Below are 23,727 nucleotides of genomic sequence, written 5' to 3' on the forward strand. Positions count from 1 at the left end.
ACTTATGAAAACTTAACAATACAAACACCAAATTATTATATTATGAAATTATCTACACAATCCGAAAACATTACTTCGCATTTCACTAGAGAAATGGAGCGTCAAAAGGCAATTAAGGCATTAGAAAAAGCAAAGTCGATTAAAAGAAAAGTTGTTTTTCTACCGATGGGAGCAACGGGAAATCTTAATATCAGAGAAGTTTTTTAATTCGTAATTAATCTTAAAATAAGCTGCTTTCGGGCGGCTTATTTTTTTGATCAATTTAATGATTTTGGTAAGTTTTAATATCTTTACGGCATAAATCATTAATATTATTTTATGAAAATTAAATCGTGTAATATACTTTTAATTGCAACTTTTCAATTATTCAGCATTTTTGCTTTAGCACAGAAAAATGTTAATTTAAGCTCGTTATTAGATAAAAACGCTGAATTTATTTTACCACAAACTCAGGATAATATTTCAAAAGTTTTAAAAATAAAGCCTGTGATTTCTGAAGATGCAAATGAGGAAAAGTATGCCTATTGGCGTACATCGTCGGGTTTGGAATTGTACAGTAGTTTTGGAAATGGTAAAATAAACGAAATGTTTTTTGATATTCCGGATGATAAATTTATCATTGTGAGCGGATTGCCTTACGGATTAACGATGAATAAAACGACTTCACAGGAAGCTAAAGCTAAATTTGCAAAATACAATCCCAAAAGTGAAAAATTGGGTGATGACAGTTCGTTTTCAGGAGGTTTAAAATTGACTTTGAAAAAAGAAAAACATTATCTCACATTGCTTTTTGATCGTAAAAACGTTTTAAAATTTCTAAGCATCACTCAAAATCTTATTGATCCGGCGGCTAATTAACCTTTATTAAAGCTATTGCTTTAGAAGATTCAATAAAAATTCTTATTTTTAAAATCAAATTAGTTTAATAATGAAAAAAATACTCATACCGCTATTTTCGGCTGCTGTGATGGTAAGTTGCGGATCTGCAAATGTTTCAAACAAAGGAAATTCATCGCAAAATTCTATTTCAACAAAAGTTCAAGGTGATAAATCGTTTCTATCTGCATATAAGGAAATTAAGGCTGATGATCTAAAGAAGAATTTATACGTGATTGCTTCGGATGAAATGGAAGGTAGAGATACAGGAAGTCCGGGACAGAAAAAAGCAGGTGAGTACATGATTAATTATTACAAAAATCTCGGAATTTCTTATCCAAAAGCGTTGGGATCCTATTATCAAAAGGTTCCTGCGGATTTTATGAAAAAGAGAGGTGGTGGAAATTTACCAGATTCTGAAAATATTCTAGCTTTTATTGAAGGAAGTGAAAAGCCTGAAGAAATTGTTGTTGTATCAGCACATTACGATCACGTAGGAACGAAAAACGGAGTGGTTTATAATGGAGCCGACGATGATGGAAGCGGAACGGTTGCCGTGATGGAAATTGCAAAAGCTTTTCAGAGTGCTAAAAAGGCGGGGAAAGGTCCAAAAAGATCCATTCTTTTTCTTCACGTGACGGGAGAGGAGCATGGTTTATTCGGTTCTGAATTTTATACTGATAATCCGGTGTTTCCGCTTGCCAATACAGTTGTTGATTTGAATATCGATATGATTGGTCGTGATGATCCTGAGAATAGAGGAAAACAGTATGTGTATGTTATTGGTTCTGAAATGCTAAGCTCTGAATTAAAGGTGATTAACGAAGCCTCGAATAAGAAGACAAATAATCTTGAGCTGAATTATAAATACGACGATCCAAATGATCCTGAGCAATTGTATTATCGTTCAGATCATTATAATTTTGCTAAAAATAATGTGCCTGTAGCTTTTTTCTTTGATGGCATTCACGAAGATTATCACAAGCCAACCGATGACGTGGAAAAAATTGATTATTCATTGCTGCAAAAAAGAACGCAATTGGTTTTCGCGACTGCTTGGGAAATTGCCAACAGAGAAGCCAGAATTGTAGTTGATAAAAAATAAGTTAACCAAAATATTTGAAAAAGGCAGATTTGTAATTGTACATTTTTGCCTTTTTTTGATTCAAATTTATAAGAAAATGAACATTCGTGAAGTAAAATTAAGCGATATTCCACAAATTCAGATTGTAAGAAATGCTGTGAAGGAAAATACTTTATCAAATCCAAATCTGGTGACCGATAAAGATTGTGAAGAATTTCTTTTTGAAAGAGGAAAAGGCTGGGTTTGTGAGATAGATCATAAAGTTATTGGGTTTTCTATTGTAGATTTACAAGAGAACAATATTTGGGCTTTATTTCTTCATCCCGACTTTGAAAATCAGGGAATTGGAAGGTTGCTTCATGATATTATGTTGGATTGGTATTTTGAACAGACCAAAGAAAACGTATGGTTGGGAACTTCACCCGATACGAGAGCAGAAATTTTTTACCGAAAATCCGGTTGGAAAGAAATTGGTAAGCACGGAAAAGAAATTAAGTTTGAAATGACTTATAATCAATGGACAAACAAATAATTATGAAACAAAATGTAAAATCAATTCGTCCGTTCATCGGATCGGAAAACTTTGAAGAAAGCAGAAATTTTTATAAAGATTTAGGATTTGAAGAAATTATCTTGGAGCCAAAATTATCTTTATTTGCATGGCAAAATATTAACTTTTATTTGCAGGATGCCTATGTAAAAGATTGGGTTGAGAACACCATGGTTTTCATTGAAGTAGAAAATACAGACGATTTTTGGCAGTATATTCTCAGCTTAGATCTTACCGAAAAATTTAAAACAATAAAGTTAACTCCCGTTAGTACAATGCCTTGGGGTAAAGAATGTTTTGTTCATGATCCTGCAGGAAATTTATTACACTTCGGAGAGTTTTTTAATAAATAATTCCAATCTTATAACTAAAACCGAAAAATGATTTACGCTTTCGATACGTACTATTATGATGATTATGCCAATACGATTTGTATTGCCTTTAAAGACTGGGATTCTGAACATGAAAATGAGATCTTCAGTGAAAAAACTCCAATAACTTCAGACTATGAAAGTGGCGCTTTTTATAAAAGAGAATTACCTTGCATTTTAAGTTTGCTGAATAAAATCAAGCTTGAAAATGAAGACATTATCATTGTCGATGGATATGTAACATTGGATAATGATGGCAAAATAGGATTGGGCGGTTATTTGTACGAAGCTTTGGATAAAAAATATCCGATTATTGGTATCGCTAAAAATGGTTTTGCATCACCTGATTTTATGCGAAGAGAGGTTTTTCGCGGTGAAAGTAAAACCCCTTTGTTTTTGACAGCGAAAGGGATAAATGTAGATGAAGTAAAGCCTAAAATTGAGAATATGCACGGAAATTTCAGGATTCCGACATTGCTGAAGAAATTAGATCAGTTAACAAGAATTTAAAATAAAAATTTTATTTCTATAAGAATTTTTAAACGAATGTTAATTTTTATTAAATTATAATTAAACTGAGAAAAGTCAGTTGTGAATTAAAAATATTTTAGTTTTTTATAAAGTATCGATTTTACATTATTTTTAAAAATAATTTGAAAAGGTCTTGTTTAATTAAAAAAAAGCTATACATTTGTCTCGTTATTATTAACAAAATGCAAATAAAATTCAACACTATTATTGCTATTATTATTGTCATTATCGGGTTCGGTGATGAGCGATGGTATTGTTGAAAATATTAAAAAATATAAATATTAATTACAACCATCCTCATCCACGAGGGTGGTTTTTTTTGTGGCAAAAATTTAAAACTATAAAATATAAATATGTATTACAACGAGGAGAGTTTACTCTATTTTGATGGAGAATTTTTACGGGCTTCCAAAGCTTCTACAGACTTGTACGGACAATCGCTTCACTATGGCTATGCTGTGTTTGAAGGAATTAAATCATATCAAACAGCAGAAGGAACTAAAATTTTCAAGGCTGAAGAACATTATGACAGATTAAGAAAATCTGCAGAATTGATGATGATGCCTTTCAATTATTCTACACAGGAGATGATTGATATTACGTACAAATTATTAGAAATGAACAATTTAAGTAATGCATATATAAGACCTTTGGTTATTTGTTCGCCTAATATGTCACTTTCTAAAGGGCAGAAAAGCACGCTTGTAATTGAAGCTTGGAATTGGGATAATGGCTATATGGCAAATAAAATGAAAGTAATGACTTCTTCTTTTGAACGTCCTAATCCAAAGGCTTTCAGGATAGAAGCAAAAGTGAGCGGACATTATGTAAACTCGATTTTAGCATGTCAGGAAGCTAAAGATAAAGGTTTTGATGAAGCTTTATTGTTAGACTCCAACGGAAATGTTGCTGAAAGTTCAGGGGCGAATGTTTTCTTCGAAAAAGATGCTAAGTTTTATACTCCGAAAAAAGGAAATATCCTGCCGGGGATTACTCGTGAGACGGTTTTCGAGATATTGGGTCAGTTAGGGATTTATAGTGAAGAAAAAGACTTTACGCCATCAGAAATGAAGGAAGCAGATGCCGCATTTTTCTGTGGAACGGCTGCTGAAATTGTAGCCTTGGAATCGCTTGATAATGTTCAGTTTAAGTTAAATTGGGAAGATAGTTTATCTGCTGTGGTTCAAAAAGCATACAGACATTTGGTAGTAGGAGAAGATTATTCATACTTAAAAAATCAGCTGCAATATGTGTAATGTACTCAATAAATATTCGAAAACGTTGACGCAGGATCCTACGCAGCCTGCAACTCAGGCAATGTTTTACGGAATTGGCTTTAAAAAAGAAGATTTTGATAAAGCTCAGATTGGCGTAGCGAGTATGGGTTATGACGGGAATACCTGCAACATGCACCTAAATGGACTTTCTGAAATTGTAAAAAAAGGAGTTAACAGTCAGAATTTGGTGGGTTTAATGTTCCACACCATCGGAATTAGTGACGGAATGACGAATGGGACGGATGGAATGCGATATTCTTTGGTGAGTCGAGACATTATTGCAGATAGTATTGAAGCCGTTTGTGCCGGGCAATATTACGACGGATTAATTACCGTTCCGGGTTGTGATAAAAATATGCCGGGTTCTGTGATGGCAATGGCGAGATTGAATCGTCCTTCAATTATGGTGTATGGGGGAAGTATCGAAGCAGGTCATTACAAAGGAAATGATTTGAATATCGTTTCCGCTTTTGAAGCCTTAGGAAATAAAATTGCCGGAAAACTTTCTGACGAAGATTATGATGGAATTATAAAAAATTCGTGCCCGAGCGCAGGGGCCTGTGGCGGAATGTACACAGCCAATACAATGGCATCAGCAATTGAAGCATTGGGAATGAGTTTGCCCTATTCATCGTCTTATCCGGCTTTAAGTGAAGAGAAAAAAGAAGAGTGCGAATATGTAGGTCATTACATCAGAATTCTTCTCGAAAAAGATATAAAACCTTCGGATATCATGACGCCAAAAGCGTTTGAAAATGCTTTACGAATGATTATGGTGTTAGGTGGAAGTACGAATGCTGTACTCCATTTTATTGCGATTGCGAAAAGTATAGGTCACAATTTGACGCTTGATGATTTTCAGAAAGTAAGTGATACAACACCTTTGTTGGCAGATTTAAAACCAAGCGGAAAATATCTGATGAAGGATTTACATAAAGTAGGAGGCGTTCCGGCGGTGATGAAATATTTATTGGATGAAGGCTTAATTCATGGAGATTGTTTAACCGTAACAGGAAAAACAGTTGCTGAAAATCTTGAAAATATTACATCAATTATTGATAGAGAGCAGGATATTATTCGAAAAGTTGATAATCCGATTAAAGAAACTGGGCATATCAGAATTATGTACGGAAATCTTGCAGAGAGAGGTTGTGTGGCAAAAATTACCGGAAAAGAAGGTAGTTTTTTTAAAGGAAAAGCAAGAGTTTTTGATGGTGAAAAACAATTTATCAAAGGAATTGAAGATAAAATTATTCAGGAAGGCGATGTTGTTGTGATAAAAAATGAAGGACCAAAAGGCGCTCCCGGCATGCCGGAAATGTTGAAACCAACTTCAGCATTAATGGGTTCAGGTTTAGGAAAAAATGTTGCCTTGATTACAGATGGAAGATTTTCAGGAGGAACACACGGTTTTGTGGTTGGTCATATTACACCTGAAGCTTTTGAAGGTGGTTTAATTGGTTTGGTTGAAAATAATGACCTCATTGAAATTGATGCAGAAAAAAATACAATTAATCTCATGGTTTCAGAGGAAGAATTAAATAAAAGAAGGTCAGGCTTTCAACAACCTGATTATAAAGTAAAAAGTGGTGTTTTATACAAATATGCCAAGCTGGTTTCTGATGCTTCAAACGGCTGTATAACAGATTTTTAAAATCAAAAAAAATGGAATTATCATTAAATAAATTAGAAGAAAATAAAACTTCAGCTTCCAAAAAATTAAAAGGAGCCGAAGTAATTCTCGAAATCTTAAAAGCAGAGAATGTAGACACCGTTTTTGGATATCCGGGAGGTGCGGTGATCCCTGTTTATGATGCTTTGTACGATTATAAAGATTCAATTCAGCATATTCTGGTAAGACATGAGCAAGGGGCAATTCATGCTGCACAGGGATTTTCAAGGTCTTCTAATAAAGTTGGGGTTGCGATTGCAACAAGCGGCCCAGGAGCAACTAATCTCGTCACCGGACTTGCCGATGCGATGATTGACAGTACGCCTGTGGTTTGCATTACGGGGCAGGTGTATGCTTCGTTATTGGGTTCCGATGCTTTTCAGGAGGTCGATGTGGTGAATATTACGGCTCCCGTTACCAAGTGGAATTGCCAGATTACGGATGCAGAAGATATTCCAAAGGCTTTGGCTAAAGCATTTTATATCGCAAAATCGGGTAGGCCAGGGCCTGTTTTGGTGGATATTACCAAAAATGCACAGCTTCAGGAAATTGATTTTGAAAGTTATGAAAAGTGTACAAATATAAGGTCTTATGTTCCAAAACCTAAAGTAAAACATGAATATTTAGAAAAGGCAGCTTATATCATTAGCGGAGCTAAAAAACCTTTTCTTCTTTTCGGTCAGGGAGTAATTCTTGGAAATGCAGAAAATGAATTGAAAAATTTCATTGAAAAGACAGGAATTCCGGCTGCTGCAACAGCTTTAGGTTTGGGTGCTTTATCTACCGATCATCCTTTGTATGTCGGAATGTTGGGGATGCATGGTCATTATGCTCCCAACAAATTAACCAACGATTGTGATGTTTTAATTGCTGTTGGAATGCGTTTCGATGATCGTGTAACAGGACGTTTGGATCAATATGCGAAACAGGCAAAAGTAGTTCATTTAGATATCGATTTAGCTGAAATTGATAAAAATGTAAAAGCAGATGTTCCGGTTTTGGGAGATTGTAAAGAAACGCTTCCGTTGTTGTTGAATTTATTGAATGACAATCAACATGAAGAATGGCTGAATCAATTTAAACAACTTCAAGAAGAAGAAAATCAGGAAGTTATTGAAAAAGAATTGAATCCGACTTCCGAAGAATTAACGATGGGAGAAGTTTTAAAATGCTTAAATGAAATCACCAACGGAGATTATATTATTTGTACGGATGTTGGTCAGCATCAGATGATTTCGTGTCGATATGCGCAATTTAAAGATTCCAAAAGAAATGTGACTTCCGGAGGTTTAGGAACAATGGGATTTGGTTTGCCTTCCGCGATGGGAGCAAAAATGGCAAATCCTGAAAAACATGTGATCTGTATTGCCGGAGATGGTGGTTTTCAGATGAATATTCAGGAATTGGGAACGATTTCCCAGTTTAATATCGGAGTTAAAATGATTGTTCTGAATAATTCATTTTTAGGGATGGTTCGTCAGTGGCAAGAGCTTTTCCATGACCGTCGTTATTCGTTTGTAGACATTACAAGTCCAGACTTTCCAGCAGTAGCGAAGGCTTATGGAATTAATGGGAAACATGTTCAGCAAAGAGAAGAATTAAAATCTTCATTAAAAGAAATGCTCGAAACGGAAGGAGCTTATCTTTTGGAAGTAAAAGTAGGTAAAGAAAACAATGTATTTCCGATGGTTCCGCAGGGATGTAGCATCAGCGAAATTCGTTTAAAATAAATCAGTTATAATGAATAAACAAGAATATACTATAAGTGTTTTCACCGAAAATCAGGTGGGATTACTGACTAAAATAGCAATCGTTTTTTCAAGACGTGGAGTAAATATCGAGAGTTTAAATGTTTCTCCAACAGAAATTGACAGTATTTCAAGGTTTACCATCGTAGTGAAAGAAAGCTACGAATTGGTGAGAAAAATTTCAAGGCAAATTCAAAAAATGATTGATGTTATTAAGGTGTATTACAATACCGATGAAGAAATTGTTTGGCAGGAAATGGCTTTATTTAAAATTGAAACCGACATTGTTTCCGAAAAATTTCAGGTTGAAAGAATCTTGCGTCAATATGGAGCGACAATCGTCTGTGTTAGAAAAGATTACACTGTGTTCAACATTGTTGGGCATTATGAAGAGATTGATAATTTCCTTAAAGTGATTGAGCCTCACGGATTATCAGAATTCATCCGAAGCGGAAGAGTCGCAATCATCAAGGAAAATGTTGGTTTCCACCAAAAGCTCAATTCATTTGAAATGGATTATCAGTAAATAATTATACAATTAAACTTTGCATCTGTTGTGTTAAAAGTATGAGACAACAGAATTATAAAATTTAAGATAAAACGAAGCGTTGGCTTCAACAAATTAACAATCAAATTATAAAAATTATGGCACTAATTAAGTTTGCAGGAGTAGAAGAAAATGTAGTAACAAGAGAAGAATTTCCGGTAGAAAAAGCGCAGGAAGTATTACAGAACGAAACAGTTGCGGTTTTAGGATACGGAATTCAGGGACCTGGACAGGCTTTAAATCTTAAAGACAACGGAATCAATGTGATTGTAGGACAAAGAAAAAATTCTAAAAGTTGGGATAAAGCAGTTGCAGACGGGTTTGTTCCGGGAGAAACTTTATTCGAGTTAGAGGAAGCGGCAGATAAAGGAACAATTCTTTGCTATCTTCTGAGCGATGCCGCACAAATCGAGTTTTGGCCGACTTTACAGAAATATTTAACCCCAGGAAAAACGCTTTATTTTTCACATGGCTTTGGAGTAACTTATAATCATCAGACAAGCATTGTTCCACCGAAAGATGTTGATGTTGTGTTGGTTGCGCCAAAAGGTTCGGGAACATCATTAAGAAGACTTTTTGTTGAAGGTAAAGGGTTGAACAGTAGTTTTGCCATTCATCAGGATGCAACAGGAAATGCAAAAGATAAAGTTGTAGCATTGGGAATTGCTGTCGGAAGCGGCTATTTATTTGAAACCAATTTTAAGAAAGAGGTTTACAGTGATTTAGTTGGGGAAAGAGGAACTTTGATGGGAGCGATCCAAGGGATTTTTGCTGCTCAGTTTGAAGTATTGAGAGCAAAAGGGCATTCTCCGTCTGAGGCTTTTAACGAAACCGTAGAAGAATTAACACAATCTCTAATGCCTTTAGTTGCTGAAAACGGGATGGACTGGATGTATGCCAACTGTTCTACGACCGCGCAGAGAGGTGCTTTAGACTGGTGGAAAAAGTTCTATGAAGCTACAAAACCTGTATTTGAAGAATTGTATGAAAGCGTAGAACAAGGGCAGGAATCTCAAAAATCTATTTCAAGCAACAGTAAAGAAGATTACAGAGAAAAGCTGAATGCAGAATTGGATGAATTGAAAAACAGTGAGTTATGGCAAGCCGGAAAAGCCGTAAGAGCGCTTCGTCCGGATAGAACCTTTGAATATGAAAACTAATACATTATGTTACCCATCTTTAGATTTAATTAAAAAAGCTCAGGAAACGCTTAAAAACGTAATAGAAAATACGCCATTACAGCAAAGTTTACGACTTTCAAAGAAATATTCAGCGAATATTTTTCTGAAGAGAGAAGATATGCAGCCTGTTCGTTCTTACAAAATAAGAGGTGCTTATAATAAAATTTACAGTCTTTACAAAGAAGGTAAAATCCAAAACGGAATTGTTTGTGCAAGTGCGGGAAATCATGCTCAAGGAGTTGCTTTTGCATGTAATAAGCTTCAGATACACGGAACGATTTTCATGCCGGTGACGACTCCAAAACAGAAGTTGGAACAGGTCGCCATGTTTGGAGAAAATTTTGTTGAAATCAAACTTTTCGGAGATACTTTCGATGCTTCTAAAAATGCAGCGATTGAGTTTTCAGAAAGTTCGGGAGCAGAATTTATCCATCCTTTTGATGATGTTCAGATCATTGAAGGACAGGCGACTCTGGCAATGGAAATTTTAAACCAAACCGACAAAAAGATAGATTATATTTTTGTTCCTGTTGGTGGTGGTGGATTATTGGCGGGAATTGTAAGTGTGTTTTCAAAATTATCTCCTGAAACACAAATCATTGCGGTGGAACCGAAAGGTGCCGCTTCAATGAAACAGTCCTTGGAAAATGGAATTAATACAAAATTAGATTCCATAGATTCTTTTGTAGATGGAGCTGCGGTGCAAAGAGTAGGAGATTTAACTTTCGATATTTGTAGGAATAATATTTATAAATGCGTTCCGGTAGATGAAGGAAAAGTCTGCGAAATTTTGCTGGAAGTTTACAATAAAGATGCAATGGTTTTGGAACCTGCGGGAGCTTTATCAATTTCGGCTTTGGATTTATTTGATGAAAATCTTTCAGGCAAAAATGTGGTTTGCATTGTAAGTGGAAGCAATAATGACATCACCCGAACTGAGGAAATTAAAGAACGGGCGATGCTTTATAAAGGGCTGAAACATTATTTTATTGTAAAATTTCCGCAAAGACCGGGGGCGCTTAAAGAATTTGTTTTGAATGTTTTAGGTGAAAATGATGATATTACGTTTTTTGAATATACAAAGAAAAATTCAAGAGAGACAGCATCGGCAACGGTGGGAATTGAGCTTTCAAAACCTGAAGATTTTGAAGGGCTTACCAAACGTATGAAGGATCTTGGCTATTTGGAATTTTATCTCAACGATTCACCAAGTACGATGAGCCTTATGATTTAATATAGAAAAGCTACTTTTTTAAGGTAGCTTTTCTTTTTTATGTAAATAGTTTGATAGACAATCAATTAGATTTAAATTTCATTTTACTGATAAATATCATTAGTTTGTTATTTTTATTAATTCTAAATAAATATAAATTTGTCATCAGTAAAAACGAACTATTCATGAAAAAAACATCTCTACTATTTTCACTTGGCTTTTGTGCTGTCATGCAGGTAAAAGCTCAGTATTGTCAGCCAACTTTTCAATATGGTGCAGATAGTAATATGATAACCAATGTAACATTTGAATCTATTAATAAAACATCGCCGTTTCAATCGGGAAGCACGCCTGTTTATGAAGATTTTACGAGTCTTTCAACAAATGTGCAGACAGGAAGCAGCTATCCGATTTCGGTAAAAGGGCCTTCGAGCAGTTTTCCGAGTGATGTGACGGTTTTTATAGATTTTAATAAAAATGGAAGTTTTGATGATGCAGGGGAGAGCTTTTATATTGGGCGTTTAGCGTCTGCAAATCCGGCAAATGCTTTTACAGTCACAGCGCAGATTGCTGTTCCTGCAGATGCCGCTATTGGAACAACAAGAATGAGAGTTCTTAAAAATTCTAATGTTGCCGCATATTCAGAAGCAAATGCTGCGAATAGTATTAACAGCGCTTGCCAGAGTTTGAGATCGGGGCAGGCAGAAGATTATTCTTTAAATATCACACAAGGAGCGCTTTCTACCATTGAAACGCAGAAAAATAGTGTGCTAAGAATATTTCCCAATCCAACAACGGATATGGTGAATATTGAGACTAAAGAAAAGTTGGAGAAATATGAAATTTATAATTCATCAGGCAGAAAGGTGGCAGATGGAAAAGAAAATATAATCAATGTAAGCTCTATTTCAGCGGGAACGTATGTGATTAAAATTCAAACTAAAAACCAGAAAATCATTACAGAAAAAGTGATCAAAAAGTAAAAACACATATCTAATCATATCCATATCAATTTTTGTTTTTTTCAAACCGGCGGGCCATATCCGCCGGTTTATTTTTATGGCTGAATCACAATATATTACAATACAATCTTCTCTCCCTGAACCGGAAAAATATAATTAATATTTGAGTTTTTCTGATCTTTCAATTGTTGCTTTATCTTTTCAATATTATCATCAACAGGCTTCATGTGAGTGATAATCACCGGAACTTGTTTCAATTTTCCTGATTTACAAAAGGAATTTAAAGTATTTAATTCTTCCTGAAGCAATTTCGGGGTTAAATGCCCAAACAAAGATTTCTCAGGTTGCTCATTCGGAAATGAAACCTCTATTAAAATACCTTTCAGCTGGTTTCCATTAATAAGCAGAGCCACCTGCTTCCAAAGATTCTGAAGGCGATCACTTTGCTCTACGCGGTCACTTCCTGTATCACCCAGATAAAGTACATAATCTTTTCCGTGACGAAGCAGAAACGCGGTACTTTCGTAAGGTTTTACATGACTTAACGGAAAGGCTGTAACCTCCATTTCTGTATCTGTAACAGGAATTTCTGTGCCGGACGTAAGAGTGATAAGATTGTATTTACCAAGCTTAGGAGCCTCACCGGCATTGGTGAAATTTGCCCATGTTCTCCATGAAAAATGATCATCAGTCAGAATTTTTGCTACCGATGGCAATGCGTAAATATATTTTTTGGAATCATCCGGACTGTTGATGACCATTCCGCTTACATGATCGAGATGACCGTGCGAAATCATATATCCTTTAATATTTTTTTGAAGAATTTCTGCCGCCGATTTCTCTGAAAAACTTCCTTTTTCAATGGCTTTTTGAATACCTGCGCGCAAGGTTCCTGCATCTAATGCCACATAATTTTCAGAATTCAGCGGGGCCGCCATATAGCTGGAAAGATTACTTTCGTCTCCACCGCCATACGTACCTAAAGGAATGATTTTAAAACTGTTCTGAGCTGAATAAAGAGTGACTGACATCAACATAGCCAGACCAAATACCTTTTTTATCATAGAATGATTAATATGTATTGCATGAGTCTTTTTAAAATAAAATCATACAATGAATGTAACTTAAAACTTCTGCAAAATTAAGAATTTACATTGATTAAGCTTTGGAAAGCGTATCATTTTAACGTTAAATTCATTCCAAGTCATTAAAATACATTGAGTTGATGATTATTTAATTTAAAATATTGAAATTTTCAGTTCTATTCATTTTGGCTACATCAATATCCGTTTTGGCAACTTTAATCTTTTTGTAAGTACAGACCTTTGTCATGTAAAATTTAAACAATAAAAAAATGAAAACAATTTTCATCACAGGTGCCTCAACAGGTTTAGGAAAAACAACCGCTAAATTATTTCAAAACAAAGGATGGAACGTTATCGCAACGATGAGAAATCCGGATGCAGAAACAGAACTGAATCAATTAGAAAACGTAACGCTTTTGCCGTTAGATGTTACGAATCTGGAACAAATTAAATCAACCATACATAAAGCTTTAGAAATCAGCGAGATTGATTTGGTTTTTAATAACGCAGGATATGGTTTGATTGGCCCTTTAGAATCTTTAAGCGATGACCAGATTATCAGACAATTGGATACGAATTTATTAGGAGTAATTCGCGTGACTAAAGAGTTTATTCCTTATTTCAGAGAAAGAAAAAGCGGAATGTTTATTACAACCACTTCTATTGGCGGTTTGGTTACTTTCCCGATTTCATCAACTTATCATGCTACAAAATGGGCACTCGAAGGCTGGAGTGAAAGTCTTGCTTTTGAATTGAATACTTTTGGAATTGATGTGAAAACCGTTTCTCCCGGAGGAATTAAGACCGATTTTATCACAAGATCTTTGGATATGGGGACACATCCAGAATATCAGGGAATTATTGATAAAATGATGGCTGGAACGGATGCTATGATGGAAGCTGCTTCGGAGCCGGAAGTGATTGCTGAAGTAGTTTATGAAGCCGCAACAGACGGAAAAAAACAGTTGAGATATCAGGCGGGAGAAGATGCAAAAGCGTTGTTTGCTCAGCGTCAGGAATTGGGAGCTGAAGCTTTTAGAACTGAATTTGGCAAACAGTTTATTTAAAAAATAATGTGAGAATGGAGTGTATTAGAGTATTAGTGTCAGAGGGTTTAAGTATATCCAAATATAGTTTACCACTAAAACACTAATACTCTCAAACACTCAAACTCAAAACTCTCCAACTCAAAAAAATCCCACATAATTCATACCTTTATATTATGGAAAAAAAAGATCATTCTCCATTAAAAATTTTGTCGATTTCTGAACTGCATACTATTTTGCAGCTTCCGAAGCCGCTTCATCCGTTAATCAGCTTGGTGAATAATACTGAGATGGAAGTCGATAAATGCTATCTTGACCGAAGTTTTACGTTAGGATTTTACAAAATTTCCTATAAATTTTCTGAGCACGGAAAGATGGGGTACGGTCAAGGATATTATGATTTTAATGAAGGCGGAATGATGTTTACCGCTCCCAATCAGGTATTGGCGACCGATGATAATGCTAAATATTTCGGATATACCATGTTTATTCATCCCGATTTTTTGAGAAATTATCCTTTGGCTAAAAATATTAAGAAGTATGGCTTTTTCTCGTATGATACCAATGAAGCGCTGCATTTATCAGACAAAGAAAAAACGTTAATTGTAGGTTTATTAAACAATATTAAAGATGAACTGAATACGGCGATTGATGAAGTAAGTCAGGATGTTATCATCTCTTATATCGAGGTTTTACTGAATTACAGCAACCGTTTTTACAAGAGACAGTTTATCACGAGAAAAGTGGTGAGCCATGATCTTTTAACTAAAATGGATGATCTTCTCAACGATTATTTCAATCAGCAAAAGACTTTAACAAATGGTTTGCCCACTGTAGAATTTCTGGCTTCTGCCTTACATTTATCGCCGCATTATTTAAGTGATATGCTGCGAAATCTGACGGGACAAAATGCCCAACAGCACATCCACGAAAAACTCATTGAGAAGGCAAAAGAGTACCTTACCACAACGAATTTTTCGGTATCGGAAGTGGCCTATCAATTGGGTTTTGAGCATTCACAATCTTTCAATAAATTATTTAAAAAGAAGACGAATATAACGCCTTTAAGCTATAAACAATCTTTTAATTAATCTAAAGGCTTGCCGTAAGGATAATTTAACCACTTGTTTACAAAATCAAATACTTTTTCTCTGTCTTTTGGCATTGTAAGTAATTGATTAATGATTTCTGTGGTTTCGCTATTAGGATTTTCTTTAATAAATCGATGAAATTCCTGAAGATTTTCGGTAGTGAAACCGCCTTCGTCATTTTGTGTTGACGTATTATCCAAACCTAAAATATAAGCATATCTATAAAGCTGAAGTTCTCTTTCAATAACTTTTTTTAATTTAGAAGTAGGGTAGTCGTGTAAAAATTTCTCCCGTACCTCAACACGTTTTGCCACATCACGCCACGGAATCGAGATGGCGGCATCCGACTGAAAAAGTACTTTGTCTTCTTCTGTTATTGTTTCCAGATATTTCTGATAATCTGCAGTCAGTTTACCATTAAAAATTTTAAAATAAAAATCAGGAAACATTCGAAGTTCAGTATCTGCTTCACCAATATCCCAAAATTCAATTCCGACCTGATTAAAGCTGTCTACCAGTTTTTTATACTTTTCCGGAACTTTTATAAAATGCTTATCAGTATCAGGGTTATAATCATAAAACGTGAAAAATTCTTCCAAAAGGTGAGTTTCCTTTAACGTTAATAAGGCTAAAGCAGAGTCATTTTCTTTTTTATAATTTTCGTAGATCAGATTATTTTTTTGTGATGATGAATTTTCTAAAATATTGATAATCTCTTCTTTTCTCTGTTTAATATGATTTAAAATTTCCTCTTCAGATTTTGAAGAATCCATATAAACTGGCGGCAAAGGAAAACTGGTTTTAGTTGTGGCTGTTGCTGTATTTTCTAAAGTTTTTTGCTCGTTTTTTTCTTCCTTTTTACAAGAATATGCTAAAGAAATTAAAGCCAGGCTCAGTATAATTTTTTTCATAAAATTTCAAGATTAATGTAAAAACAGTTTAGCAATCATTCATTTCATAATTCACGTTGTCGTATTTTTCTTCATACGGCTTAATTGTTTTGCTGTTCGTTGGTATTTTTTTCAAATTTACATTCAATTTTTTATTTCCGTCGGGTGAGATCCAGAAACCTTTCAATGTTTCGCCTATTTTTTTAACGCTGATAATTCCTGTAATTCCGCCTTCTACCATAACGAGACGGTTTTCTTCGTCATCCGAAATCTCCAGATAAAGCCAATTGCTTACTTTGTCGTATTTATACATTCCCGTATAATGCGTTGTTGGGCAGCCGGAAATTTCTTCTACCAAATACATGGTTACAGGAAATTTATCAATTGTTCCTTTAAAAAGATGTTTTTTTATTTCCTGAGCAGATATTTTCCCGAAAGAAAACAGTGCGATTGCAAAAGCTGCAATTTTCATTTTCATAGTTTATATTTTAGGTGTCAAAAATAATTTTATTTAAATTTATCTCGAAAGAAGAGTCATCTTCATAAGTGATTTTTAAAGTATGATCGTTTACAAATTCAATTTTTTTATTACAAAAACCAGCGCAGCTTTCAACAATAACAGGGAAGTATAGCTTTTTCTTTTTATCGTAAGCTAAAAGGTTTCCACGAAAATAAGTTCCCACAAGGTACTGGTCATTTTCGATAGTCATTTCAGGGGTTCCCAAGATTGAAAACAAATCTTTCTGGTAATATGTTGAATATATTTTATCTAATTCGCCAATATATCCTGCACCAAAATGAGAATCCTGACCATTATCTGTTTCCCATTTTTCCTGATAATTTTTATAATTATTCGGATTTTTTTCGCTGAGTTTAGGATGATAAATCAACTTAGAGTTTTTGGCAAACTGATAAAGTAAGTTTTTTACAGATTTATTAATGTTAAGTTTCTCATTTTCTGCAAAGTCACCTTTTATACATTCATTACAAAACTCGGAAGGATAACCGGAATACAATAAATTATAGTTTTCCTTCACATCATTTTTATTGATTGCCCAAAACTGAACGATTTGATTAGGAACAGCTTTTCCCATATTTGTTGTGTTGGCAGAAACAAGAAAATAATTTTTGCTATTTAGCTGTTTAAATGTAATATTTGTACTGTCAATCTCAAAATATGACCATTCTGTTTTTTCAAGGTCAACGCTTTTAGTTTTAATGAAATGATTATTTTCAAAACGATATTGCTCAGCCTTTAGAATATTGGCGGTGTCTGCAAAAAAATAATTACCTCGCTGTTCTTTACTCTGAACCCTCAATCTGAAAATTCCATCTTTATTTTTTTCTATAAAAATGCTGTTTTTAGATAAACTGTCAGGAATTTGAAAACTTTCCGATGATGCTATATTTTCATCTTTAATCGTTTCTTTCTTTTCCTGTTTGCATGAAATTAATCCAAGAAATAAAATGGTTATTATATTTTTTTTCATTTTGTGATGAGAATGTAATGCTAATATATAATAATTTTATTCATCGTGATCTCACCAGGAATCGAACCTGAATCTAAAGTTTAGGAAACTTCTATTCTATCCGTTGAACTATGAGACCGATGTTTAAAATTACAAATTATTCATTGCACATTGTACATTGTATTTCTGATTGGTGTCTATCCATTCTTAATAAGTTTAAAACCGCAGTTTTTAATTTGAGCCTGAATAACACTTTGTCTGTAAGAAAAACAATATCCGATATAATTTGTTTCATTAGTTTTTTTGAGGGGTAAAAATAAAAGAATGAATGGTAAATTTTATCATTTTTAGGAAAGTTTAACGAAAGAATTTATTTTTTAATTCATCATTTAATGAATTTTTAACAGTAAATCTATATTTGTTTATCATAATGTTGTAATTTTAATGAACAAATTAATTCAAATATATGTATAGATAGGGATTGAAATTTATTAACTAATACAAATATTTTAACTATGGAAACTCAATTTAATCATTCAGTAATTACAGAAAATCACAGGAAATATCCAGATTTTATAGCCAAAAAGATGGATGATTTTTATGTCAATCGTCTGCAAAAAGAATGGGAAGGGCGGCATATTATTCGAGGAAGAATGCCGGAAGAATCATCAATCAACCTTACAAGCAACGATTATCTTCGTCTTTCTACAGAGACTCACGTTTTAAATTGCCAGGCTGAAATACTGACTCAAATTTCTAATATGCCTCTTATGTCTGCCTCTTTTATTCATGGAGAAGCTCCACAGGCAAAATTGGAAAACAGATTTGCCAAATATTTTGAAGCGGAAAGTGCTATTTTGTGCCAATCAGGATATGTTGCCAATTTAGGATTGATGCAAACTTTAATTGAAGATATGGATATCCCTGTTTATATTGATTCTATGGCGCATATGAGCATTTGGAACGGTATCCGCTTAGGCGGAGGAAAAGCAGTGCAATTTGCTCATAATGATGTAGATCATTTGATGCAGAAAATTAATGCATTGGGCTTCGGAATTATTGTAGTGGACGCGGTTTACAGTACCGATGGAAGCATAGCGCCTTTACCTCAACTTGCTGAAATTGCAAGATCAAAAAACTGTATGTTAATTGTTGATGAATCTCATTCTTTTGGTACACACGGCCCGAATGGAAAAGGGTTAGTCGTTGGTTTAGGAATTCAGGAAACCGTTTTATTCAGAACAGCAAGTCTTGCCAAAACTTTTGCTTCACGCGCCGGATTGATTTTGTGCCCTCATGATTTTGCAGATTTCTTTAATGTTACCTCAAAACCACAAATTTTCAGTTCTGCCTTAATGCCTTTCGATATTGCCGGTTTAGGAGGAATACTGGATTTAGTCGATTCTCAAAAGGGGGATGAAAGAAGATCTAAATTGGTAAATTATTCTACAATATTAAAAGATCATTTGCAGGAATTGGGAATTGATGTAAGCGAAAGTAACTCGCAAATTTTGGGAATTAAGGCTAAATCTGAAAATAATCTTCTACATTTAAAAGAAATGCTGGAAAATGAAAGAATCTTTGGTGCTCCATTTTGTTCGCCTGCCACTGCCCGAAAAAGACCTATTCTGAGATTTTCCTTACATTCAGAGCTAGATCCAAACGATATTCAATATATTGCATCGAGTTGTAGAAAAGCGCTTACAGAGCTTAATATTTGATAAACCTTCAAAAATCCAATAAAAGAATCCACTCTTTAGAAGTGGATTCAGTAGATAAAACATCTCATTTTTTTAATTAGACAACAATAAAAAGCACAGCCGACAATGCTGTGCTTAAATTTTTATAAATTTAATTGCAATTTCAAAGCTGAAAAAAGCAAAAATTGAGTTCATTTCAGATTTATTACATAGTAAATGTAGTGAATATTTTAATTGCTTTTATGAATTTAATGTTAAAGTTTAAAGTTTTTTAGGCGCTTGTTATTTTAATTTTCCTGCAAATATTTCAAAATATAACCAGTCAATATTTTTCTTTCTTCTTTAGAAGCTTCATCATCCATATGCCCGTGATTGATATTCGTTTTCTGAATAGTCATTGTAAACTTTTTAGCTTCTTCTTCAGTTGGTAAAACCCCTTCATCTGCGGGATAATCATTGGATCGTAAAGAATACATTTTTGGTTTTGAAGTTCGCGGAAGATACATTCTGCGGTTATCCATTGCGATAATTTTATATACCTGTTCAGGATATTTATCAGCAAAAAGCGCGGTCATATCTGCTCCGTTCGAATGCCCAATTAATGTGAGATGAGCAAAATCAAGTTCAGGTTTAGATTTTTTCAATTCATTCAAAACAAATAAAATATTTTTCGTTCCACGCTTCCAAAAAGGCATTCTTACAAGCTGTAAATTTCCTTCTAAGGTAAGTAATTCATCTGTTGGCAATTCATGTTGAATGCTTACTACGAAATAACCTTTGGCGGCAAGGTAATTTGTTAAATAGGAATAAATTAAATAATCTCCGCCTTTATTTTGACCGTAACCATGATTGAAAATAATAACTTGCTGTTTTGAGCTTTTCTTATCTATTTTAGAATGGAAATATGCCACAGGAATTTTACGTTTTCTATTATTATCTAATAAGGTTAATGTATCAATTTTTACATCATTGCTATTATTGATGTTTTTCTTAGTAAAGCAATTGATTAATAAAAAAATGGGTGAGACAAAAAGTAAAAATTTGTAATTCATAAAAGTCATTTGTTAAGAGGACAATTTAAACAAAAAAAGAGAGCCAAAACGACTCTCTTTCTATTTTAATTCTCCAGCTTTTCTTTAATATATTTCGCTGTGTGAGATTTTTTATTTTTTGCTAACTCTTCCGGTGTTCCGGTAAAAACAACTTCACCGCCATGTTTTCCGGCTTCCGGACCAATGTCGATGATGTAATCAGCAGATTTAATGATATCGGGTTGATGTTCAATAACAATCACAGAATGCCCTAAATCAATCAAAGCCTGCAAAGACTTCAACAACTTCTGAATATCATGGAAATGAAGACCTGTAGAAGGTTCATCGAAAATAAACAACGTTTTATCCGTTGTCACACCTTTTACCAGGAACGAAGCCAGTTTCACACGCTGTGCTTCACCTCCGGAAAGGGTGGAAGAACTCTGTCCCAACTGCAAATATCCCAAACCAACGTCTTGCAAAGGCTTCAATTTGGTTGCAATTTTATCTTCATGATTATCTCGGAAAAATTCCAAGGCTTCATCAACAGTCATGTGAAGGATATCCGAAATATTTTTTTCGTCGTATTTTACTTCCAAAATTTCGTTTTTGAAACGGGTTCCTTTACAAACTTCGCATTCAAGCTCAATATCTGCCATGAACTGCATCGAAACATTAATCACACCTTCCCCTTTACATTCGTCGCATCTTCCGCCATCAACGTTGAAAGAGAAATGCTTAGGCTTGTAACCCATCATTTTTGAAACCTTTTGTTTCGCAAAAAGATCTCTGATGTCGTCGTAAGCTTTTAAATATGTTACAGGATTCGAACGGGACGATTTTCCGATAGGATTTTGATCGATCAATTCAATATGTTGGATTAGCTTTTTCGGAAATTCCACAGCATCATAATCTCCTTTTTTTCCGCCCATTCCTAACTGGATCTGAATGTCATTCGTTAAAATTTCCTTCATCAAAGTAGATTTTCCACTTCCTGACACTCCGGAAATTACAGCAAGGCTTTCCAAAGGAACATCAACATCAATATTCTTTAAATTGTTTTGTCGAGCGCCTTTTATATGAATCCATTCTTTTGCTTTTCTTCGTTTTTTCGGAACTTCAATCTCTAATCTTCCGGTTAAATATTTCGAAGTTAAAGTATCTGCATCTTTCAGTTCTTTATAATCTCCGGCAAAAACCAGTTCGCCACCAAGATAACCTGCTTCCGGACCAATATCAATGATATAATCGGCAGCTTTCATCACATCTTCATCGTGTTCTACAACGATTACCGTGTTTCCAAGGTCGCGAAGATTCTGTAAAACTTCAATTAAATTTTCCGTGTCTCGTGAATGAAGTCCGATTGACGGTTCATCCAGAATATAAATTGAACCCACCAAAGAACTTCCTAAACTTGTCGCTAAGTTAATTCTCTGACTTTCGCCTCCTGAAAGCGTATTTGATGTTCTGTTTAACGTTAAATATCCTAAACCAACTTTTAATAAAAATTCAAGTCGGGTGGTGATTTCGTATAATAATCTTTTGGCAACTTCTTGGTCGTGTTCGGATAATTTTAAACTGTTAATTAAAGGAAAAAGTTCATCCAAAGGAAGCTCAATCATCGACTGGATATTATGTCCGTCGATTTTTACCCAAGTTGTTTCTTCGCGAAGTCTCAGCCCTTCACAGGTTGGACAAAGCGTTTTTCCTCGATAACGTGAAAGCATTACACGATACTGGATTTTGTATAAATTTTCCTCCAGCATTTTGAAGAAATTATCAATCGAAGGGAACGTGCTTTTTCCGTCGCCTTTCCAAAGATATTTTTTCTGATCTTTGGATAATTGATGGTAAGGCTTATGAATAGGGAAGTCTTTTGCTTTTTTAATGAAATCTTTTTTCCATTCGCTCATACTTTCGCCTTTCCATGAAGCAACCGCATCTTCAAAAACGGATAATGTTTTATTTGGAATGACTAAATCTTCATCAATTCCAATCACTTTTCCGTAACCTTCGCAAGTCGGACAAGCACCATAAGGATTATTAAAGCTGAAAAAATGAACATTTGGTTCTAAAAATTCAATTCCGTCAAGCTCAAATTTATTTGAAAATTCTTTTATTTTTCCTGTGTCTGTATTTTTTAAAGAACAATAGCCACGACCTTCATAAAAAGCCATTTGGATAGAATCTGCTAGACGCTGAAGGAAACTTTCGTCTTCTTCATACGAAAAACGGTCGATCACGAGATTGATTTCCATTCCTTTTTCGGGAGTGAAACCAAAACTTTCCAAATCTTCGATTCCAGCTACATTTCCATTGATTTCTAATCTTGTGAAACCTGCCAGTTTTAAGACATTTAAATTTTCACCAAAATTTGAAGCATCATATTCGTAAGGTGCAGTCAATAAAAAGGAAACGTCTTTATTGGAAGATTTAATAAAATCTACAACATCCGTCACCGAATCTTTCTTCACTTCTTCACCCGAAACCGGAGAATAGGTTTTCCCGATTCTTGCGAAAAGAAGTTTCATATAATCATAAATTTCCGTAGAAGTTCCCACTGTTGATCGTGGATTCGAAGAAATTACCTTTTGCTGAATTGCGATGGAAGGTGCCAAACCTTTAATATCATCAACTTTCGGTTTCTCTAATTTTCCCAAAAACTGACGGGCGTAAGAGCTCAAACTCTCAACATATCTTCTCTGTCCTTCAGCATAAATAGTGTCAAAAGCCAATGAAGATTTTCCGCTTCCGGAAACTCCTGTAATGACAATTAATTTATTTTTCGGGATGAGAACATCTATGTGTTTCAGATTGTTAAGGTGTGCATTCTTAACGAAAATCTGCTTTTTAATATCTATATCTGTTGTATTAGCCATAGTAAAATTAAGACTAACAAAAATACGAATTTTTAGCGGATTTTTTATGATTTCATACAATTGATTTTTAATATGAATCAATCATAAACTACACTTACTATTTTAGAATTGACAATAATGAATAGTAAGGATTTTCACAGTGAAATTATTTAGATTTTAATTATAAAATGTTAAAGTTGAAAAATATTTTAAATCATTAGAAAATAGGAGTTAATTTAAAAATACATTCAACAGAGAAATATTATAAAATTGAAAGATTCATAACAATAAGGTTTTTAAAGGGTTGGAAATTTGAAATATTTCAATCAAAAGAGAGATTCTGTTGCAAATTGTTGATAGTCAATGTTAAATTTTATGATATTTATTACTTTTTATGACTATGGTATTGTTTGGTATTTTAAAATTTGTTAAAATTGTATTCATAAATATGTAATATAGAAATGAGAAAATTGTTCAGAGATCTAGTTACACATTTAATGAGAAAAAGATAAAAGAATTTACATTACTTCCCAAGATGCAGTATC

At 34.2% G+C, this 23,727-nt stretch carries 22 protein-coding genes and 1 tRNA gene; 16 read left to right on the forward strand and 7 right to left on the reverse strand.

The genetic code is table 11. The features are described from left to right. Positions 1 to 42: 42 nt before the first annotated feature. The 13 genes from OXQ85_RS17795 to OXQ85_RS17855 all read left to right on the forward strand — a co-directional run bounded on the left by OXQ85_RS17795 (position 43) and on the right by OXQ85_RS17855 (position 12,033). On the forward strand, positions 43 to 207 hold the full coding sequence (locus OXQ85_RS17795; RefSeq protein WP_267406228.1) for a hypothetical protein: 165 nt from the start codon (positions 43 to 45) through the stop codon (positions 205 to 207). Positions 208 to 318: 111 nt separating this feature from the next. After that, positions 319 to 858 carry a hypothetical protein gene (locus tag OXQ85_RS17800; protein ID WP_267406230.1) on the forward strand — a complete coding sequence of 180 codons (540 nt, stop codon included), beginning with the start codon at positions 319 to 321 and terminating at the stop codon, positions 856 to 858. A gap of 70 nt (positions 859 to 928) precedes the next feature. Continuing rightward, positions 929 to 1,981, forward strand: a complete 1,053-nt coding sequence (locus tag OXQ85_RS17805; RefSeq protein ID WP_267406231.1) for a M28 family metallopeptidase — start codon at positions 929 to 931, stop codon at positions 1,979 to 1,981. Positions 1,982 to 2,057: 76 nt separating this feature from the next. Continuing rightward, entirely contained in the window at positions 2,058 to 2,492 is a 435-nt protein-coding gene (locus OXQ85_RS17810; RefSeq protein WP_267406232.1) for a GNAT family N-acetyltransferase, read from the forward strand. A 2-nt stretch (positions 2,493 to 2,494) separates the two neighbouring features. After that, positions 2,495 to 2,863 (forward strand): glyoxalase, encoded by a 369-nt coding sequence (locus OXQ85_RS17815; RefSeq protein WP_267406233.1) that lies wholly within the window; start codon positions 2,495 to 2,497, stop codon positions 2,861 to 2,863. 27 nt (positions 2,864 to 2,890) lie between these two features. Further along, positions 2,891 to 3,391: an endonuclease V gene (locus OXQ85_RS17820; protein WP_267406234.1), complete on the forward strand. Its 501-nt coding sequence runs from the start codon at positions 2,891 to 2,893 to the stop codon at positions 3,389 to 3,391. Between the two features lie 374 nt (positions 3,392 to 3,765). Beyond that, a complete protein-coding gene (ilvE, locus tag OXQ85_RS17825) occupies positions 3,766 to 4,668 on the forward strand; it encodes a branched-chain-amino-acid transaminase (RefSeq protein ID WP_267406235.1) in 903 nt (300 codons plus the stop codon). Then, a complete protein-coding gene (gene ilvD / locus OXQ85_RS17830) occupies positions 4,661 to 6,343 on the forward strand; it encodes a dihydroxy-acid dehydratase (RefSeq protein ID WP_267406236.1) in 1,683 nt (560 codons plus the stop codon). Before ilvE ends, ilvD begins: the two co-directional genes overlap by 8 nt. Positions 6,344 to 6,354: 11 nt before the next feature. Beyond that, positions 6,355 to 8,091: a biosynthetic-type acetolactate synthase large subunit gene (gene ilvB, locus OXQ85_RS17835; protein WP_267406238.1), complete on the forward strand. Its 1,737-nt coding sequence runs from the start codon at positions 6,355 to 6,357 to the stop codon at positions 8,089 to 8,091. Between the two features lie 10 nt (positions 8,092 to 8,101). Next, the gene (gene ilvN, locus OXQ85_RS17840) at positions 8,102 to 8,635 is read left to right on the forward strand and encodes an acetolactate synthase small subunit (protein ID WP_267406239.1); all 534 of its coding nucleotides are present in this window, start codon (positions 8,102 to 8,104) and stop codon (positions 8,633 to 8,635) included. Between the two features lie 119 nt (positions 8,636 to 8,754). Then, positions 8,755 to 9,816 carry a ketol-acid reductoisomerase gene (gene ilvC, locus OXQ85_RS17845; protein WP_267406240.1) on the forward strand — a complete coding sequence of 354 codons (1,062 nt, stop codon included), beginning with the start codon at positions 8,755 to 8,757 and terminating at the stop codon, positions 9,814 to 9,816. Beyond that, positions 9,806 to 11,071, forward strand: coding sequence for a threonine ammonia-lyase IlvA (ilvA, locus tag OXQ85_RS17850; protein WP_267406241.1), 1,266 nt, complete (start codon positions 9,806 to 9,808; stop codon positions 11,069 to 11,071). The genes ilvC and ilvA overlap by 11 nt, the downstream gene beginning before the upstream one ends. 164 nt (positions 11,072 to 11,235) lie before the next feature. Further along, positions 11,236 to 12,033, forward strand: coding sequence for a T9SS type A sorting domain-containing protein (locus OXQ85_RS17855; RefSeq protein WP_267406242.1), 798 nt, complete (start codon positions 11,236 to 11,238; stop codon positions 12,031 to 12,033). Between the two features lie 95 nt (positions 12,034 to 12,128). Here OXQ85_RS17855 and OXQ85_RS17860 read toward each other — a convergent pair whose 3' ends face one another. After that, on the reverse strand, positions 12,129 to 13,076 hold the full coding sequence (locus OXQ85_RS17860) for a 3',5'-cyclic-nucleotide phosphodiesterase (protein ID WP_267406243.1): 948 nt from the start codon (positions 13,074 to 13,076) through the stop codon (positions 12,129 to 12,131). Positions 13,077 to 13,366: 290 nt separating this feature from the next. Here OXQ85_RS17860 and OXQ85_RS17865 point away from each other — a divergent pair, with 290 nt between their 5' ends. Together OXQ85_RS17865 and OXQ85_RS17870 are read left to right on the forward strand one after the other, a co-directional pair. Next, complete coding sequence (locus OXQ85_RS17865) at positions 13,367 to 14,164, forward strand: SDR family oxidoreductase (RefSeq protein WP_267406244.1); 798 nt, start codon at positions 13,367 to 13,369, stop codon at positions 14,162 to 14,164. A gap of 155 nt (positions 14,165 to 14,319) precedes the next feature. After that, a complete protein-coding gene (locus tag OXQ85_RS17870; RefSeq protein WP_267406245.1) occupies positions 14,320 to 15,234 on the forward strand; it encodes a helix-turn-helix transcriptional regulator in 915 nt (304 codons plus the stop codon). Here the strand turns inward: OXQ85_RS17870 and OXQ85_RS17875 are convergent. From OXQ85_RS17875 to OXQ85_RS17890, 4 genes are all read right to left on the reverse strand, one after another. Beyond that, the gene (locus tag OXQ85_RS17875; protein ID WP_267406246.1) at positions 15,231 to 16,145 is read right to left on the reverse strand and encodes a hypothetical protein; all 915 of its coding nucleotides are present in this window, start codon (positions 16,143 to 16,145) and stop codon (positions 15,231 to 15,233) included. The two genes, OXQ85_RS17870 and OXQ85_RS17875, sit on opposite strands and share 4 nt — an antisense overlap. A gap of 28 nt (positions 16,146 to 16,173) precedes the next feature. Continuing rightward, on the reverse strand, positions 16,174 to 16,602 hold the full coding sequence (locus tag OXQ85_RS17880) for a hypothetical protein (RefSeq protein WP_267406247.1): 429 nt from the start codon (positions 16,600 to 16,602) through the stop codon (positions 16,174 to 16,176). A gap of 10 nt (positions 16,603 to 16,612) precedes the next feature. After that, a complete protein-coding gene (locus OXQ85_RS17885; protein WP_267406248.1) occupies positions 16,613 to 17,614 on the reverse strand; it encodes a hypothetical protein in 1,002 nt (333 codons plus the stop codon). A gap of 46 nt (positions 17,615 to 17,660) precedes the next feature. Continuing rightward, a tRNA-Arg gene (locus OXQ85_RS17890) sits at positions 17,661 to 17,732 on the reverse strand. 376 nt (positions 17,733 to 18,108) lie between these two features. Here OXQ85_RS17890 and cqsA point away from each other — a divergent pair. Then, positions 18,109 to 19,314 carry an alpha-hydroxyketone-type quorum-sensing autoinducer synthase gene (gene cqsA, locus OXQ85_RS17895; RefSeq protein WP_267406249.1) on the forward strand — a complete coding sequence of 402 codons (1,206 nt, stop codon included), beginning with the start codon at positions 18,109 to 18,111 and terminating at the stop codon, positions 19,312 to 19,314. Positions 19,315 to 19,580: 266 nt separating this feature from the next. Here cqsA and OXQ85_RS17900 read toward each other — a convergent pair whose 3' ends face one another. Together OXQ85_RS17900 and uvrA are read right to left on the reverse strand one after the other, a co-directional pair. Further along, positions 19,581 to 20,345, reverse strand: a complete 765-nt coding sequence (locus OXQ85_RS17900) for an alpha/beta hydrolase (protein ID WP_267406250.1) — start codon at positions 20,343 to 20,345, stop codon at positions 19,581 to 19,583. A gap of 65 nt (positions 20,346 to 20,410) precedes the next feature. Next, entirely contained in the window at positions 20,411 to 23,203 is a 2,793-nt protein-coding gene (gene uvrA / locus OXQ85_RS17905; RefSeq protein WP_267406251.1) for an excinuclease ABC subunit UvrA, read from the reverse strand. Positions 23,204 to 23,727 lie beyond the last annotated feature (524 nt).

The sequence above is a fragment of the Chryseobacterium sp. GM_Chr_2 genome (assembly GCF_026540445.1).
Classification (GTDB): domain Bacteria; phylum Bacteroidota; class Bacteroidia; order Flavobacteriales; family Weeksellaceae; genus Chryseobacterium.

Excerpts from the sequence above, each read along its gene's own strand:
- OXQ85_RS17795 (WP_267406228.1), top strand. The coding sequence starts at position 43 with ATGAAATTATCTACACAATCCGAAAACATTACTTCGCATTTCACTAGA.
- OXQ85_RS17800 (WP_267406230.1), top strand. The coding sequence starts at position 319 with ATGAAAATTAAATCGTGTAATATACTTTTAATTGCAACTTTTCAATTA.
- OXQ85_RS17805 (WP_267406231.1), top strand. The coding sequence starts at position 929 with ATGAAAAAAATACTCATACCGCTATTTTCGGCTGCTGTGATGGTAAGT.
- OXQ85_RS17810 (WP_267406232.1), top strand. The coding sequence starts at position 2,058 with ATGAACATTCGTGAAGTAAAATTAAGCGATATTCCACAAATTCAGATT.
- OXQ85_RS17815 (WP_267406233.1), top strand. The coding sequence starts at position 2,495 with ATGAAACAAAATGTAAAATCAATTCGTCCGTTCATCGGATCGGAAAAC.
- OXQ85_RS17820 (WP_267406234.1), top strand. The coding sequence starts at position 2,891 with ATGATTTACGCTTTCGATACGTACTATTATGATGATTATGCCAATACG.
- ilvE (WP_267406235.1), top strand. The coding sequence starts at position 3,766 with ATGTATTACAACGAGGAGAGTTTACTCTATTTTGATGGAGAATTTTTA.
- ilvD (WP_267406236.1), top strand. The coding sequence starts at position 4,661 with ATGTGTAATGTACTCAATAAATATTCGAAAACGTTGACGCAGGATCCT.
- ilvB (WP_267406238.1), top strand. The coding sequence starts at position 6,355 with ATGGAATTATCATTAAATAAATTAGAAGAAAATAAAACTTCAGCTTCC.
- ilvN (WP_267406239.1), top strand. The coding sequence starts at position 8,102 with ATGAATAAACAAGAATATACTATAAGTGTTTTCACCGAAAATCAGGTG.
- ilvC (WP_267406240.1), top strand. The coding sequence starts at position 8,755 with ATGGCACTAATTAAGTTTGCAGGAGTAGAAGAAAATGTAGTAACAAGA.
- ilvA (WP_267406241.1), top strand. The coding sequence starts at position 9,806 with ATGAAAACTAATACATTATGTTACCCATCTTTAGATTTAATTAAAAAA.
- OXQ85_RS17855 (WP_267406242.1), top strand. The coding sequence starts at position 11,236 with ATGAAAAAAACATCTCTACTATTTTCACTTGGCTTTTGTGCTGTCATG.
- OXQ85_RS17860 (WP_267406243.1), bottom strand. The coding sequence starts at position 13,076 with ATGATAAAAAAGGTATTTGGTCTGGCTATGTTGATGTCAGTCACTCTT.
- OXQ85_RS17865 (WP_267406244.1), top strand. The coding sequence starts at position 13,367 with ATGAAAACAATTTTCATCACAGGTGCCTCAACAGGTTTAGGAAAAACA.
- OXQ85_RS17870 (WP_267406245.1), top strand. The coding sequence starts at position 14,320 with ATGGAAAAAAAAGATCATTCTCCATTAAAAATTTTGTCGATTTCTGAA.
- OXQ85_RS17875 (WP_267406246.1), bottom strand. The coding sequence starts at position 16,145 with ATGAAAAAAATTATACTGAGCCTGGCTTTAATTTCTTTAGCATATTCT.
- OXQ85_RS17880 (WP_267406247.1), bottom strand. The coding sequence starts at position 16,602 with ATGAAAATGAAAATTGCAGCTTTTGCAATCGCACTGTTTTCTTTCGGG.
- OXQ85_RS17885 (WP_267406248.1), bottom strand. The coding sequence starts at position 17,614 with ATGAAAAAAAATATAATAACCATTTTATTTCTTGGATTAATTTCATGC.
- cqsA (WP_267406249.1), top strand. The coding sequence starts at position 18,109 with ATGGAAACTCAATTTAATCATTCAGTAATTACAGAAAATCACAGGAAA.
- OXQ85_RS17900 (WP_267406250.1), bottom strand. The coding sequence starts at position 20,345 with ATGAATTACAAATTTTTACTTTTTGTCTCACCCATTTTTTTATTAATC.
- uvrA (WP_267406251.1), bottom strand. The coding sequence starts at position 23,203 with ATGGCTAATACAACAGATATAGATATTAAAAAGCAGATTTTCGTTAAG.